This is a genomic window from Variovorax glucosi (assembly GCF_051216695.1).
Lineage (GTDB): Bacteria > Pseudomonadota > Gammaproteobacteria > Burkholderiales > Burkholderiaceae_C > Variovorax.
Genome location: NZ_JBPJZE010000001.1, coordinates 1,148,023 through 1,163,622 on the forward strand (window position 1 = coordinate 1,148,023; position 15,600 = coordinate 1,163,622).

Below are 15,600 nucleotides of genomic sequence, written 5' to 3' on the forward strand. Positions count from 1 at the left end.
TGGGTTGATCCTCAGCGTGCGTAGACGTTGAGGCCGGCGAAGAAGAAAGCGATTTCGTTCGCCGCGGTTTCGGGAGCGTCGGAACCGTGCACTGCGTTGGCATCGATGCTGTCGGCGAAGTCGGCGCGGATGGTGCCGGCGTCGGCCTTCTTCGGATCGGTGGCGCCCATCAGGTCGCGATTCTTCGAGATGGCGTTCTCGCCTTCGATGACCTGCACGAAGACCGGGCCGGAAATCATGAACTCGACCAGATCCTTGAAGAACGGACGTGCGCTGTGCACGGCGTAGAACTGTTCGGCTTCGGCGCGCGAAAGCTGGACCAGCTTGGCTGCGACGACCTTGAGGCCGGCGTCTTCGAAGCGGGAAACGATCTTGCCGATGACGTTCTTGGCGACGGCGTCGGGCTTGATGATGGAGAGGGTACGTTCGATAGCCATTGCGTTGCTTCCTGAGCAGTTGATTTTGAAAGAGTTCCACCGAACTGCAAGCGCCGGCCGGCAGCTTCGGCAAAGCCCATGATTTTAGCCGGCTTCGATGTCAGCGTCCGCTGCGACGCTTGCCGCCCGCCGGACCGCCGTAACCGCCGCCGCTACCGCCACGGCGCGGCGGTCCTTGCCGCTGTTCCTTGCGCTGCCGCGAGAAACTGTCGGCGCCGATGTAACCGAGCGATGTCTTCATCGGATCGGGTTGGTTGGATGCGCCCTGGGCCGGAGCGTTCCCGTTCGGATTGCCTCTTTGGCCGCCGCGACCGGCGCCCTGCGGGGCATTCGGATTGCGCGGTCCGGCAGCCTGACCTCCCGCGCTGCGCCCGAAGCCGGCATTTCCGGGGTTCGGTCCGCCGCGCACGTTGGCACGACCATCGTCGCGCGGTCCACCGCTGCGGCCACTGCGCTTCTTGTTGTTGTTGCGGTTGTTGCCGCCACCGCCACCACTGCCGCCCTGCGGATTCGCACCGCGCGGACCGCCCGTGCGGGCCGTGCGTTCGGCACCGGTGCTTCCAGCGCCGCCGTCGGCTGCGCGAAAAAGCGCACCGATGTCGCGCTCGTCGAGTTCCATCCAGGCACCGCGCTTGAGGCCGCGCGGCAGCACCATCGCGCCGTAGCGGATGCGGATCAGCCGGCTGACCGCATGACCGACCGACTCGAACAAGCGCCGCACCTCGCGGTTGCGGCCTTCGGAAATCGTGACCTTGTACCAGTGGTTGGAGCCTTCGCCGCCGCCCTCCTCGATGGAGCCGAATTGCGCCATGCCGTCGTCCAGCCGCACGCCTTCGAGCAGCTTCTTCTTCTCCTCGCCACTTAGAGCACCCAGCACGCGCACGGCGTACTCGCGCTCCAGCCCGAAACGCGGATGCATCAGCTGGTTGGCGAGTTCGCCGGAACTGGTGAACAGCAGCAGGCCTTCGGTATTCAGGTCGAGCCGGCCGACCGACTGCCACTTGCCCTGTTGCAGGCGCGGCAGCTTGCGAAACACGGTCGGACGGTTCTGCGGGTCGTCGTGCGTGACGACTTCACCGGTCGGCTTGTGGTACGCGATGACGCGCGGTGGCGGCGGATCGATCCGGTAGCGGATCGGCTTGCCGTTGATCTTGACCTGGTCGCCGTACTGGATGCGCTGGCCGATGTGGGCCGGCTCGCTGTTGACCGAAATGCGACCCTGAAGAATCAACGCTTCCATCTCCAGCCGCGAACCCAGTCCGGCCTGCGCCAGCACCTTGTGCAGCTTCGGCGAGTCGGCTTCGGGCAACAACACGCGCTTGAGCGCCGGAACTTCGGGACTTTCCTCGTCGGCGTCGAACTGGCCGGAGATGACGTCGGCAAAACGGATCGGCTGCGTCGGTGGCGCGTTGCGCTGGGCACGATCCGCGGCGCGGCGAGCGCGGTCGAGATCGTCTTCCTCTTCGTCGCTGTCCTCTTCGTCTTCTTCCTCGACTTCTTCGACTTTTCCGACTTTTCCGTCCTCGATGTCACCGTGGCGATCGTCCTGTTCATCAAGGACGATCGGCTCCGCGGTCTTTTCGGCCGCAGAAGCCTCGGAAACGACCACCCCGGCGTTCGGCGGATCGGCCGCTTCCACCGCTTCCACCGCCTCCGAAGCGTCCGGTGTGCCAGCTGCGTCCGCAGCAACCGCGATCTTGCGCTTGCGTGGCCGCTTGGGCTTCGCGATTTCGGCGCTTTTGTTGGCTTGAGAATCGATGTCGACCGGGGGAACGGCCGCGTCGTCGGGAAGGTTGGAGCTCATGATGGGGTTCTTCCGGGAGCGGTAGCCGACAGGGAATCGGTGGAGGGAGAGGATTGCGCATCGCCGATCGGCAGACCCGCCTGCGCGAACGATGCCTGGGCAGGCCCGGCCAGCGCTTCGATCATGGCGGTGTGCTGCGCGGGCGTTTCGATGACCGGCAGCTGGTCGAGCGAGCCGAGGCCGAGGTCGTCGAGGAATTGCCGGGTCGTCGCGAAGATCGCCGGCCGCCCGACGGTTTCGCGATGGCCGATGACTTCAATCCAGTTGCGATCCTCAAGCTGCTTGATGATCAGTGAATTGATGGTGACGCCACGGATGTCTTCCATGTCGCCGCGAGTGACCGGCTGACGGTACGCAATGATTGCCAGAGTTTCGAGCGCGGCGCGCGTGTAGCGCGGCGGTTTCTCGGGATGCAGGCGGTCGAGATGGTCGCGCATCTCCGGCCGGCTCTGGAAACGCCAGCCGCTGCCGACGCTCACGAGTTCGAGCCCGCGTTGCGTCCAGTCTTCCTGCAGTTCGAGCAACAGCGTCTTGATGGTATCCGCGCCCAGTTCGTCGTCGAACAGAACGCGCAGTTCGCGCACCGGCAGGGGTTGCGTCGAACAGATCAAGGCGGTCTCGAGAATGCGCTTGGCATCCGCCGTATTCATGGTTCGCGTTATCCAGGCGCCAGTGGCGCACGTTCAGGTGGATGAGTGAAGAAGCGAGAAATGGCGTGGCCGGCACTTGGGCGGGCGCTACGCAAGCCGGATCGATCGAGCCGGCGGGGCCCGGGGGCCGTCAGGCGCGATTGTAAACCAGGCCCCAGGTGTCGAAGGCAGCGGCCATGTCGGGCGGCGGCGGCGACAGGAACGTCATCGGCTCCTGCGTCATCGGATGCACGAACGCCAGCCTGAACGCATGCAGCGCCTGCCTCGACAGCCCGGCTGCCGGCGCGCCGCCGTACAGCGCATCGCCGACCAGCGGATGGCCGATCGACGCCATGTGCACGCGAATCTGGTGCGTGCGCCCGGTTTCGAGCGTGCACCGCACCGCGACGCCGTCGGCATGACCGTCGAGCCGCTCGATCAGCGTGCGAGCGGTCTTGCCGGGATGGCGCGCCAGATCGACCACGGCCATGCGCAGCCGGTTGCGCGGATCGCGGCCGATCGGCGCATCGACCTGTCGTGCCGCCGCGCCTTGCCATGGCCTGTGCGCCATCGCCAGATATTGGCGCGACACGTCACGCGCGGCGATCAGCGCCACCAGTGCGTCCATCGTGGCGCGGGTGCGCGCGACGACCATCAGGCCGCTAGTATCGCGGTCGAGCCGGTGCACGATGCCGGCGCGCGGCATGCGGGCGGCCTGCGGATCGAGCGCGAGCAGACCGTTGAGCAGCGTGCCGCTCCAGTGACCGGGCGCCGGATGCACGACGAGGCCGGCAGGCTTGTCGATGATTCGCAGATGGGCGTCCTCGTGGACGACGCGCAGGTCCATCGGCTCGGCCTTGAAGGCCTGGCTCTCAGGGGTCGGCCTCAATTCGACGGTTCCCGCCTCCCCGGCCCGAACCGTCGCCGAAACCTTTGTGGTGACGCGCCCGCGCAGTGTCACGGCGCCGGCTTCGATCAGCTGCTGAAGATAACTGCGCGAAAGCTCGGGAACCAGCACGGCAAGCGAGCGGTCCAAGCGTTCGCCATGCTGAGCCGGTCCGATGACGAATGACCGCGTTTCGCTGGCTTCGGTGATGTCGCCCTGATCGCCCTGTTCGGTGCCGTTTTCAGGGTCCGCAGCACCCGAAATGCCGGAATCGCCGCCTTGGGAGGCGGTCGATATAATCAAAGGTACTTGTTTCAAGAAGGCTTCATGTGATGTTTCACGCCAAATTATCGGTGGTCTCGCGTTGGTTGGCATTCGTCGCCGCGGCTGGCGTGGTGGCTGGATGCTCGACGACGAAGGTCGACGAGACCGCCAACTGGAGCCCCAATCGCATCTACAGCGAAGCCAAGGACGAAGCCGGATCGGGCGCTTACGACAAGGCCATCCCGCTGTTCGAAAAGCTCGAAGGCCGGGCCGCAGGCACGCCGCTGGCCCAGCAGGCGCAGCTCGACAAGGCATACGCGCAATACAAGTCCGGCGACAAGCCAGGTGCGATCACCACCGTCGACCGCTTCATCAAGCTGCATCCCGCCAGCCCTGCACTCGACTATGCGTTCTACCTGAAGGGCGTCATCAACTTCAACGACGATCTCGGCATGTTCGCCTCGATGACGCGCCAGGATCTGTCCGAACGCGACCAGAAGGCAGCCAAGGAATCTTTCCTCGCCTTCAAGGAACTGGTCACGCGTTTCCCGGAATCGCGCTACGCGCCGGACGCACGCCAGCGCATGAACTACGTGGTGAACTCGCTGGCGCAATATGAAGTGCACGTCGCCCGCTATTACTACGCTCGGGGCGCTTATCTTGCTGCCATCAACCGCTCGCAGCTTGCATTGGCCGACTATCGAGAAGTGCCGGCGCTGGAAGAAGCGCTTTACATCATGGTCCAGTCGTACGACAAGCTTGGCATGAACGACCTGCGCGACGACGCACGCCGTGTGCTGACGACCAACTATCCGAAGAGCGAGTACCTGGCGCGCGGTTTCCGCAGCAAGGACGATCCGTGGTGGAAAGTCTGGTAGCTAGAGCCCCCCGGCTTTTCACTTTGCTTCGCAGCGTGTAATTCGCCACCCCCCGAGGGTGGGGCGCGGCCGGCTTGGGGCGGCCCGGCGCTCGGCCGCTGGGCGGCCATCGACTGCCGGATGGCCTGCTCGTGCTTTCGCACTTCGCTTTGGGGTCAGTCTGGGCGCATTGCGTGGATTGCCCCAAGAAAATCCTGCTCGTTATCCAGCCTTCGCATTGGCGGCAGCGCTGCCAGCAGGCGCTTTCCATAGCCCATCGCCACCAGTCGGGTGTCACAGATGACCAGCACGCCGACATCGCTTTCGCGCCGGATCAACCGGCCGGCGCCCTGCTTCAGCGCGACCGCGGCTTCGGGCAGCGAATATTCGCCGAAGGCATTGCGGCCCTCGGCTTCCAGGCGATGCGATCTGGCTTCGACCAGCGGATCGTTGGGCGGCGGGAACGGCAGCTTGTCGATGACGACGAGCTGCAACGCATCGCCGGGCACATCGAAGCCCTCCCAGAACGTCGCCGACGCGACCAGAACGCAGCCGGTCGCGCCGTCATTCGCGCCTTCGCGGAAGCGGTCCATCAGCACGCGTTTGGGCAGTTCTCCCTGCACCAGGACTTCGGGGCGCAAACCATCGGACTGGTTCTCGAACTCGCGGCGCATCGCTTCGCCGATGGTTTTCAGCGCGCGAAGCGTGGTGGTCAGGACCAGCGTGCGCCCACCGAGCAACCGGGCGCCCTGTGCTGCGAGCTGCGCGACGCGCGCCCCGTGCGCGGGATCGTTCGGCTTCGGAAACGCACGGGGAACGTAAAGCGCCGCCTGATTTGCATAATCGAACGGACTTTCGACACGCAGGACTCTCGCGTCGGTCAGCCCGCACGGCTCCGTGAACCATTTCAGCTTCGCGTCGTCACCCAGCGTGGCGGACGTGAATATCCATGCGCGGCCGGCATCCTCGGGGTCGGCCGCACCTTTCTTGAGCACGCGCGTGCGCACCGCTTCGGCGATGTCCAGCGGCGATTCGACCAGCCGCAGCTGCGTACCGACGTCCAGCCAGCGCACCGATCCGAGCGGGCACGGATCGGCAAAGCGACCGGCGCGTTCGGCCAGTTTGAGCGCCCGCTCATGCAGACGCACGAAATCCGGCGAAATCTCGCTGACGGTGTCGAGCCCCTCGGCTGCGAGCTCGAAAGCTTGCTGTAGCAGATCGAGCGATTCGCCCCAGATCCGCGGCTCGATGCCCTCCGGCGCGGTGGCTTCTCCGATGGCGTTCCAGCGCAACTTCGCACCGGGATACTGCTTGCCGGCGGCCATTCGCAGCTCTCGCGCGCCACGCTCGACCGCCGCGGCAAGCTGGTTCCAGTCGACCAGGCCACGCGCGTGCTGCAGGCCGGCGGCCATAACGTCTCGTGCGAAGTCCAGGGCTTGGCCGGTGCCCAGCTGGGTACCGAGAAACTGCACTCCGATCTCGTTGAGCTGGTGCGCCTCGTCGAACACGACGACACGCACGCTGGGCAGCAACTCCGCCATACCGGATTCGCGCACGGCCAGATCGGCGAAGAAGAGATGGTGGTTGATGACGACCAGGTCGGCAGCCAGCGCTTCTCGACGCGCAAGATTCACATGGCAGGGCTTGAACTGCGGGCATTGCGCGCCGAGGCAGTTCTCGCGCGTCGAAGTGAACAGCGGTATCAGCGGCGAACGCTCGTCCAGACCGGGGAGCTCGGCCAGATCGCCGGTTCGGGTGGCGGTCGCCCATTGCTCGATCTTGGCCAGCGTACGAAGACTGCCGCGCTCCGGAAGCGATGCGTCGTGGCGTGCAAGACCGAGGCGGTGAAGGCACAGGTAGCTTGCACGGCCCTTGAGCAACGCCGTACGGACCGGCAGGTTCAGTGCCTCGACCAGCCGCGGCAGGTCGCGACCGAAAAGCTGGTCCTGCAACGCTTTGGTCGCCGTCGACAGCAGCACGCGCTCGCCGCTCAGCAGCGCGGGCACCAGATAGGAAAAAGTCTTGCCGACACCTGTACCGGCCTCGACGACCAGCACGCCGCCCGCGTCGATCGTTTCCGCCACGGCAAGCGCCATCTGCGTCTGGCCGTCGCGTTCGCGGAATTGTTCGGCCGCGCGTGAAAGCACGCCGCCTTCGGTGAAGGCCTCGCGCACCTGCGCGACGAGGTCTTCACCGGCCGTTGTCGCGCGAGCCTGCGCGACCTGATCGCCATAGGGCATGTCAGGCGATTCGTAGTCGTCGGGAAAGGGTTCGATGGGAGGCAACAGGCAGGGCGATCGGGCGATTTCTCGCTCGATAATACGTCCTCGCCAACGAAACACCGACCTTCCCAGACCGCGCCCCGAGCGCTTTCGCGCCATGACACGAGGCTTCAGACTCGCCGCCGCCACCGGCCTCCACAAAGGCGACCGCCCTTACCAGCAGGACCAGGTTCTGGTGCTCGAGCATCCGCGCGCACCGGGCTGCATTCTGGCTGTCGTCGCCGATGGCATGGGCGGCCGAAGCGGCGGGCGCAAGGCATCCGACCAGGTGCTCATGACGGCGCGACAGCTGTTCGCGCGCTATCGGCCCCAGCACGACGACCCGGCACGACTGCTGCGCCAACTGCTGGAAGACGCACATACCGTCATAAAGCTCACCGCGCTGTCGAGCGAACAGGAGCCGCACAGCACGCTGGCGGCTGTACTCGTCGATCCGCAGGGGAAATGCGCGTGGGTTCACGCAGGCGATTCGCGCATCTATCACTTCCACGACGGCCATATGGTGACGCGGACGCTCGATCACTCCTATGTCCAGGCGCTGATCGATCGCGGAGAGATTTCCGAAGAGGAGTCGGTGCACCACCCGCAATCGAACATCCTGCTCGGCTGTCTCGGCATGACGACGACGATGCCGCCGCTGACGCTGCACACCGTGCCGCAGCTCGAAGCCGGAGACGCGTTACTGCTCTGCAGCGACGGTCTATGGCACTACTTCACGCCCGAGGAGATGGGTTCTGTGCTGGTCAGCCAGCCGCCGCGTGCTGCGGTCGAATTGCTGGTGTCCGAAGCGCGGCGTCGTGCCAGAGGTCGTGGCGACAACCTGTCCATCGTGGTGCTCAAGGTCGAAGACCTGCCGAAAGCAGCGAGCGCAAGCGCCGTCATCGACTAGGAAATCACTGCTGTGTCGGCGTCGGTGTCGGCGTGGAGACTTGCGGCAGCGGCGCCGACCGCGGCTTGGTGCGGGTGGCGTTCCGCCTTTCGACCTCGGCTTTGCGCTCCGAGGCCTGTACTGCCCTGCGCTCGTAGTCGGCACGGTTGGCCGGCGCCTGCGCTCGCAAGCGAGCTGCCTTGGCTTGCTCCTCGGCCTGCGCGGCCTGCTTCCGCAGGAATGCCGCGCGATTGGACTCGGCCTGCGCTGCGGTTTCCTCGCGGCCTCTGGCATGGTCCGCGGCGCGCTGTTCACGGTCCTGTTGCGATTGGACCGAGCGATTTCGCTCTTCCTGCGAAGTCGAATCGACCTTGTTCTCGAGACGTTCCAGCTGCGCGGCGCCGCGCTGCTTGCGCTCGATGTCGTTGATCGACGCCCGCTGCCGCTTGATCGAATCGTCCTCGGTACGCTTGCGCTTGCGACTGTCCGCCAGGCAATCCTCGACGGCGAAACGCTGATAGCACGCCGCCTGCTCCTGCCTGAAACGCCCGTCGATGGCATTCTGCTCGGACGACAACCGACTGCGCTCGGCCGAAAGGTCGAGGTTGCCGGTGGTCGCGATCGACTGCGCCTGCGCAATCACGGGCACGGCCAGCACCGCAGCCAGCAAAACGAACGAAGACAGCGCTTTTTTGATCATCGGGTTCAGGTGAGCCGAGTGTCGACCACGCGGCGTTCGAGGGCAAGAAACTCGGCCGACTGCATTTCAGTCAGTCGCGACACGGTACGCGGAAATTCGTGGGCCAGCGGCCCTTCCGTGTACAGCAAGGCCGGTTCGACCGCAGCCGACACGATGAGTTTCACCCGGCGGTCGTAGAAAACATCGACCAGCCAGGTAAAGCGCCGAGCCTCGGAAGCCCTGCTCACCGACATCTCAGGGACGTCCGACAGCAGCACCGTGTGGAACTGCGTCGCTATTTCGAGGTAATCGTTCTGCGAACGCGGACCGCCGCAGAGCGTGCGGAAATCGAACCACACCAGACCGCCAGCCTTGCGACGGGCGACGATCTCGCGCGACTCGATGTGCAGCACCGGATCTTCGTCCGCCTTCTCGGCCAGCTTGTCGAATGCCTCGCCCATCTCCGCATCGGCCTCTGGACCGTTCGGCGTCAGGTACATGCGCAACTGCTCAAGCGTGCGGCGCCGGTAATCGGTGCCGTTATCGACACTGAGCACTTCGAGCTTCTCGTTGAGCAATGCGATCGCGGGAAGGATGCGGTCGCGATGCAGCCCGTCGGGGTACAGATCGTCGGGCTTGAAATTGGACGTCGTCACGAAACCCACGCCGTTATCGAACAGCGCCGCCAGAAGGCGGTGCAGGATCATGGCGTCGGTGATGTCGGCGACGTGGAACTCGTCGAAGCAGATCAGCTTGTAGCGCTTGCTGATGCGCTTGCCGAGTTCGTCCAGCGGATTGACGATGCCCTGCAGCTCCGCAAGTTCACGATGCACTTCGCGCATGAACTCATGGAAATGCAGGCGCGTCTTGCGCTTGAGCGGAACGGCGTTGAAGAAGCAATCCATGAGAAAGCTCTTGCCGCGACCGACGCCGCCGTACATGTAGACGCCGCGCGGCACTTCCGGGCGGTTGATCAGCTTCTTCAGCGCGTTGGAGCGCTGCGCCTTGTAGTTCGCCCATTCGTTGGCGCAGCGATCCAGCGCTTCCACCGCGCGCAACTGCGCAGGGTCGCTCTGGAAGCCGCGCGAAGCGAGCTCCGCTTCGTAAGCCTGTTTGACGCTCAAGGGATCAGAAGTTGAGCGTGCGCTTGTCGACCGCCAAAGCGGCTTCCTTCGTCGCTTCCGACAGCGAAGGATGCGCATGGCAGATGCGGGCGATGTCTTCGGCGCTGGCCTTGAATTCCATCGCGACGACGGCTTCGGAGATCAGCTCGCTGACCTGCGGGCCGACCATGTGCACGCCGAGGATCTCGTCGGTCGTCGCGTCGGCGAGAAACTTGACCATGCCGGTCGTGTCGCCCAGCGCGCGTGCGCGGCCATTTGCAACGAACGGGAAGGTGCCGGCCTTGTATGCACGACCGCTCGCCTTGAGCTGCTGCTCGGTCTGGCCGACCCACGCGATTTCCGGATGCGTGTAGATGACCCAAGGCACGGTGTTGAAGTTGACGTGTCCGTGCTGGCCGGCGATGCGCTCGGCCACGGCAACGCCCTCTTCTTCCGCCTTGTGCGCCAGCATCGGGCCGCGCACCACGTCGCCGATCGCCCAGACGTTCGGCAGGTTGGTCCTGCATTCGTCGTCCACGGTGATGGCACCGCGCTCGTCGAGCGCCAGGCCGACCGCTTCGGCGTTCAGGCCGATGGTGTTCGGCACGCGACCGATCGAGACGATCAGCCGGTCGACGTCGAGCGTCTGCGCTTCGCCCTTGGCTGTGGTGTACGCGATCGAGACGCCATCGGCGCCCTTCTTGACTTCACCGATCTTCACGCCAAGCTCGATCTTCAGGCCCTGCTTGTCGAATGACTTCTTGGCTTCCTTGGCGATCTGCTCGTCGACGGCGCCGAGAAAGGTCGGCAGACCTTCGAGCACCGTGACTTCGGCACCCAGACGGCGCCAGACCGAACCCATTTCCAGGCCGATCACGCCGGCACCGATCAGGCCCAGCTTCTTCGGCACCGCGCCGATGCGCAGCGCGCCGTCGTTCGACAGGATGAATTCCTCGTCGAATTCAGCGCCGGCCAGTGAACGCGCGTTGGAACCCGTCGCGACCACGATGTGCTTGCCAGAAATGCTTTCTTCTGCAGCGCCAGTCACCTTGATCTCGTAGCCGGTCTCATCGGTCTTCACGAACGAAGCGCGACCATGGAAAAAGGCGATCTTGTTCTTCTTGAACAGGTACAGGATGCCGTCGTTGTTCTGTTTGACGACGGTGTCCTTGCGCGCCAGCATCTTCTCGATGTCGAGGCTGAGCCCCTGCACGTTGATGCCGTGATCGGCGAACGAATGGCCCGCCTGCTCGAAATGTTCCGAAGACTGAAGCAGCGCCTTCGACGGAATGCAGCCGACGTTGGTGCAGGTGCCGCCCGGCGCCGGGCCACCCTTGCTGTTCTTCCATTCGTCGACGCAGGCCACGTTGTAGCCGAGCTGTGCCGCGCGGATCGCGGCGATGTAGCCGCCAGGACCGCCGCCGATGACGACGACGTCGAATTGCTTGTTGGACATCTGTGTTTCCTTAGATGTCGAACAAGAGGCGCGATGGGTCTTCCAGCGCTTCCTTCATCGCGACCAGGCCCAGCACGGCTTCGCGGCCGTCGATGATGCGGTGGTCGTAGCTCATGGCGAGGTAGTTCATCGGGCGGATCACGATCTGGCCGTTCTCGACCACCGCGCGGTCCTTGGTCGCATGCACGCCCAGGATCGCCGACTGCGGCGGGTTGATGATCGGGGTCGACAGCATCGAGCCGAAGGTGCCGCCGTTGGAGATGGAGAACGTACCGCCGGTCATGTCTTCAATGCCAAGCTTGCCGTCTTGTGCCTTCTTGCCGAATTCGGCAATCTTCTTTTCGATGTCGGCAAAGCTCATCTGGTCGGCGTTGCGCAGGATCGGCACCACCAGCCCGCGCGGCGAACCGACGGCGATGCCGATGTCGAAATAGCCGTGGTAGACGATGTCGTTGCCGTCGACCGACGCGTTGATGACCGGGAATTTCTTCAGCGCATGCACTGCGGCCTTGACGAAGAAGCTCATGAAGCCGAGCTTCACGCCGTGTTCCTTGGTGAACGCGTCCTGGAACTTCTTGCGCAGGTCCATTACCGGCGCCATGTTCACTTCGTTGAACGTGGTCAGGATGGCGTTGGTCGACTGCGATTGCAGCAGGCGCTCGGCGATGCGGGCGCGCAGGCGGCTCATCGGCACGCGCTGCTCAGGACGCTCGCCCAGATCCTTCGGGCTCGACGACGTGGCGACTTGCTGCAGAGCAGGCTTGGCGGCTGGCGCCGGCGCCGGTGCGGCAGGTGCCTTGGCGGTGGTGCCCAAAGCGACTGCGCCGAGCACGTCGCCCTTGGTCACGCGGCCGTCCTTGCCCGAACCGGCGACATCGCCGGTCTTCAGGTTGTTGTCGGCCAGCAGCTTGGCGGCGGCGGGCATGGCGACGTCGGACTTCGAGCCGCCGGTGGATGCGGCAGCGGCCTGGGCCGGAGCGGGGGCTGCGGCTGGCGCAGGTGCCGCGGCGGCAGGTGCGGCTGCGGGCGCTGCGGCGCCGGCCTTGCCATCGGTGTCGATCTTCGCGATGACCTGTTCGGCTTCGACGGTCGCACCGTCGGGCTGGACGATTTCGGAAAGGACACCTGCCGACGGAGCCGGCACTTCGAGCACGACCTTGTCGGTCTCGATCTCGATCAGGATTTCATCGACTTCGACGTAATCGCCCGCCTTTTTCTTCCAGGTGAGCATGGTCGCTTCGGACACGGATTCGGAAAGCTGCGGGCACTTGACTTCAACGATGGACATTTGTTTCTTCTATTCTTCTGTTCGGAATGAAAAAGAGCGAGCCGCGCGGCTCGCTCGATGATTTACCTTGCTTACTTGGTCAGCACGAAGCCCTTGAGCTTAGAGAACGCGCCGTCGACAAGCGCCTTCTGCTGCTCCTGGTGCAGGTGCGAATAACCCACAGCCGGCGAAGCCGAAGCGGCACGGCCGGAATAGCCGAGCTTCTGGCCGTCGAGCATGTTCTCGTGGATGTAGTGCTGCACGAAGAACCAGGCGCCCTGGTTCTGCGGCTCGTCCTGGCACCAGACCACGTCGACCAGGTTCGGGTACTTGCGGATCTCGTTCGAGAACGCCTTGTGCGGGAACGGATAGAGCTGCTCGACGCGGATAATCGCCACGTCTTCGCTGCCCCTCTCCTCGCGCTTCTTGGCCAGGTCGTAATAGACCTTGCCCGAACAGGCGATCACGCGCTTGACCTTCTCGGCCTTGAGTTCCTTGTGGTCCGGAATCACCGTCTGGAACACACCCTTGGTGAATTCCGACATCGGCGAGGTCGCGTCCTTGTTCCGGAGCAGCGACTTCGGTGTCAGGATGATCAGCGGCTTGCGCAGGTTGCGCACCATCTGACGGCGCAGGATGTGGAAGATCTGGCTGGCCGTGGTCGGCTGCACGACCTGCATGTTGGTGTCGGCGCTGAGCTGCATGAAACGTTCGAGGCGGGCCGAGCTGTGCTCCGGGCCCTGGCCTTCATAGCCGTGCGGCAGCATCAGCGTCAGGCCGTTGACGCGGCCCCATTTCACTTCGCCGGAAGCGATGAACTGGTCGATCACGACCTGGGCACCGTTCACGAAGTCGCCGAACTGGGCTTCCCAAATCACCAGCGTGTTCGGGTCGTTCGACGCGTAGCCGTATTCGAAGGCCAGAACAGCTTCTTCGGACAGGATCGAGTCGATGACGACGAACGGTGCCTGGTTCTCGGCCACGTTCTGCAGCGGCACGTACGTACCGGTGTCGAACTTCTCGCGATTCTGATCGTGCAGAACGGCATGGCGGTGCGTGAACGTACCGCGGCCGCTGTCTTCGCCCGACAGGCGGATCGGATAGCCGCTGGCCACCAGCGAGGCGAAAGCCATGTGCTCGCCCATGCCCCAGTCGACGTTGGCGTCGCCGCGACCCATCGCCGCGCGATCGTCGAGAACCTTCTTGACCAGCGGGTGCACGGTGAAACCGGCAGGAACGGTCGTGATCTTCTCGGCCAGACGCTTCCATTCGGCGGTCGGGATGGCGGTGTCGCCGGCGTCCGTCCACTTCTTGTTCAGGTACGGGCTCCAGTCGACCGCGAACTTGCTCTTGAAGTTGGTCAGCACCGGGTCCGAAGTGTTCTTGCCGGCATCGAAGGCCGCGCGCTGCGCCTTGACCATGTCGTCGCCGAGCGTGTCGCCCAGGCCCTGCGCGGCCAGCTTGTCGGCGTACAGCTTGCGCGTGCCCGGGTGCTTGGCGATCTTCTTGTACATCAGCGGCTGGGTGAGCGACGGCGTGTCCTGCTCGTTGTGGCCCAGCTTGCGGAAACAGATGATGTCGACGACGACGTCCTTCTGGAATTCCATGCGGAATTCGAGCGCCAGCTGCGAAGCCAGCACCACGGCTTCCGGATCGTCGCCGTTCACGTGCAGCACCGGCGCATCGACCATCTTCACGATGTCCGAGCAATAAAGCGTCGAGCGGCTGTCGCGCGGGTCGCTGGTGGTGAAACCGATCTGGTTGTTGATCACGATATGCACCGTGCCGCCGGTGGAATAACCACGGGTTTCGGCAAGCGCCAGCGTCTCCATCACGACGCCCTGGCCGGCGAAGGCCGCGTCGCCGTGCACGATGATCGGCAGCACCTGCTTGCCGAGCGGATCGCCGCGACGGTCCATGCGGGCACGGACCGAACCTTCGACCACCGGGTTGACGATCTCGAGGTGGGAAGGGTTGAACGCGAGGCTCAGGTGCACGGGGCCGCCACGCGTCGTCACGTCGGAGCTGAAGCCCTGGTGGTACTTGACGTCGCCGCTCGGCAATTCTTCGGGCGCGGTGTGATCGAACTCGGCGAACAGGTCGGCCGGCAATTTGCCGAGCGAATTCACCAGCACGTTCAGGCGGCCGCGGTGGGCCATGCCGATCACGATTTCCTGCACGCCCTTGGCGCCGGCTTCGTTGATGAGCTCGTCCATGGAGACGATGAAGCTTTCGCCGCCTTCCAGCGAAAAACGCTTCTGGCCGACGTACTTGGTGTGCAGGAAGCGCTCTAGGCCTTCGGCGGCCGTGAGGCGTTCGAGCACGTTCTTCTTCTGCTCGGTCGTGAGCTTCGGATTGGTGCGGGCACTTTCGAGCTTCTGCTGCCACCAGCGCTTGTGCTGGTGGTCGGTGGTGTACATGTATTCGGCGCCGATCGTGCCGCAATACGTTTCGCGCAACGCATTCAGCAGGTCGCGCAGGGACATCGTGTCCTTGCCGAAGAACGTGTTGCTGGTGTTGAACACGGTTTCGAGATCGGCGTCGGTGAAGCCGTAGAACGACGGCTCCAGCTCCGGGATCGACGGACGTTCGGTGCGCTTGAGCGGATCGAGGTCCGCCCAGCGGGCACCCACATTGCGGTAAGCGGCGATCAGCTGCTGGACGGCGGTGCGCTGGCGACCCAGTTCGGAATCGGCCCCGCTGGCCTGCACGACGCGGGTCAGGCCCTGCTTGGCGCGCTCGGCGAAGGCATTGACGACCGGGAGGTGCGGAACGTCGCGGGTGCTGCTGCCGTCGGTCGCGGGAACGTTCTGGAGCGCATCGAAATACGAACGCCAGTTGTCGTCGACGCTGCCGGGGTTGGCGAGGTAGTTCTCGTACATCTCTTCGACATAAGGCGCATTGCCGCCGAAGAGGTAGGTGTTGCCTTGATAGGCTTGAAAAATCTGGTGCGAGGACGTCGTTGACGTCGATGAATCGCTCATATTCCGCTGACTTTCGCTCCCCTGAGGGAAGCATTAGCTGGTTTAAGAAACCTTCCGCTACACGGCTGGACCGATTGGCGGATG

General features: G+C 64.4%; 12 protein-coding genes. 2 read left to right on the top strand and 10 right to left on the bottom strand.

Going from position 1 to position 15,600, the window contains the following annotated elements:
- Positions 1-11 precede the first annotated feature (11 nt).
- The 4 genes from ndk to ACSFA3_RS05470 all read right to left on the bottom strand — a co-directional run bounded on the left by ndk (position 12) and on the right by ACSFA3_RS05470 (position 4,020).
- Positions 12-437, bottom strand: a complete 426-nt coding sequence (ndk, locus tag ACSFA3_RS05455) for a nucleoside-diphosphate kinase (protein WP_435504359.1) — start codon at positions 435-437, stop codon at positions 12-14.
- A 100-nt stretch (positions 438-537) separates the two neighbouring features.
- A complete protein-coding gene (locus ACSFA3_RS05460) occupies positions 538-2,241 on the bottom strand; it encodes a pseudouridine synthase (RefSeq protein WP_435504360.1) in 1,704 nt (567 codons plus the stop codon).
- Positions 2,238-2,891: an SMC-Scp complex subunit ScpB gene (gene scpB, locus ACSFA3_RS05465; RefSeq protein ID WP_435504361.1), complete on the bottom strand. Its 654-nt coding sequence runs from the start codon at positions 2,889-2,891 to the stop codon at positions 2,238-2,240. Before scpB ends, ACSFA3_RS05460 begins: the two co-directional genes overlap by 4 nt.
- A gap of 130 nt (positions 2,892-3,021) precedes the next feature.
- Positions 3,022-4,020: an RluA family pseudouridine synthase gene (locus tag ACSFA3_RS05470; RefSeq protein ID WP_435504972.1), complete on the bottom strand. Its 999-nt coding sequence runs from the start codon at positions 4,018-4,020 to the stop codon at positions 3,022-3,024.
- 68 nt (positions 4,021-4,088) lie between these two features.
- Between ACSFA3_RS05470 and ACSFA3_RS05475 the strand changes: the two genes are divergently transcribed.
- Complete coding sequence (locus tag ACSFA3_RS05475) at positions 4,089-4,898, top strand: outer membrane protein assembly factor BamD (protein WP_435504362.1); 810 nt, start codon at positions 4,089-4,091, stop codon at positions 4,896-4,898.
- A 155-nt stretch (positions 4,899-5,053) separates the two neighbouring features.
- Here the strand turns inward: ACSFA3_RS05475 and ACSFA3_RS05480 are convergent, their stop codons facing one another.
- Positions 5,054-7,117, bottom strand: coding sequence for a DNA repair helicase YoaA (locus ACSFA3_RS05480; RefSeq protein ID WP_435504973.1), 2,064 nt, complete (start codon positions 7,115-7,117; stop codon positions 5,054-5,056).
- A 139-nt stretch (positions 7,118-7,256) separates the two neighbouring features.
- Between ACSFA3_RS05480 and ACSFA3_RS05485 the strand changes: the two genes are divergently transcribed.
- Positions 7,257-8,048, top strand: coding sequence for a PP2C family protein-serine/threonine phosphatase (locus tag ACSFA3_RS05485; protein WP_435504363.1), 792 nt, complete (start codon positions 7,257-7,259; stop codon positions 8,046-8,048).
- 4 nt (positions 8,049-8,052) lie between these two features.
- On the opposite strand, the gene ACSFA3_RS05490 is transcribed toward ACSFA3_RS05485, so the two are convergent.
- The 5 genes from ACSFA3_RS05490 to ACSFA3_RS05510 all read right to left on the bottom strand — a co-directional run bounded on the left by ACSFA3_RS05490 (position 8,053) and on the right by ACSFA3_RS05510 (position 15,516).
- Positions 8,053-8,727: a hypothetical protein gene (locus tag ACSFA3_RS05490; RefSeq protein WP_435504364.1), complete on the bottom strand. Its 675-nt coding sequence runs from the start codon at positions 8,725-8,727 to the stop codon at positions 8,053-8,055.
- A 5-nt stretch (positions 8,728-8,732) separates the two neighbouring features.
- Complete coding sequence (zapE, locus tag ACSFA3_RS05495) at positions 8,733-9,830, bottom strand: cell division protein ZapE (protein ID WP_435504365.1); 1,098 nt, start codon at positions 9,828-9,830, stop codon at positions 8,733-8,735.
- A 4-nt stretch (positions 9,831-9,834) separates the two neighbouring features.
- The gene (gene lpdA, locus ACSFA3_RS05500) at positions 9,835-11,265 is read right to left on the bottom strand and encodes a dihydrolipoyl dehydrogenase (protein ID WP_435504366.1); all 1,431 of its coding nucleotides are present in this window, start codon (positions 11,263-11,265) and stop codon (positions 9,835-9,837) included.
- Between the two features lie 10 nt (positions 11,266-11,275).
- The gene (gene odhB / locus ACSFA3_RS05505) at positions 11,276-12,553 is read right to left on the bottom strand and encodes a 2-oxoglutarate dehydrogenase complex dihydrolipoyllysine-residue succinyltransferase (protein ID WP_435504367.1); all 1,278 of its coding nucleotides are present in this window, start codon (positions 12,551-12,553) and stop codon (positions 11,276-11,278) included.
- Between the two features lie 71 nt (positions 12,554-12,624).
- A complete protein-coding gene (locus tag ACSFA3_RS05510; RefSeq protein WP_435504368.1) occupies positions 12,625-15,516 on the bottom strand; it encodes a 2-oxoglutarate dehydrogenase E1 component in 2,892 nt (963 codons plus the stop codon).
- Positions 15,517-15,600 lie beyond the last annotated feature (84 nt).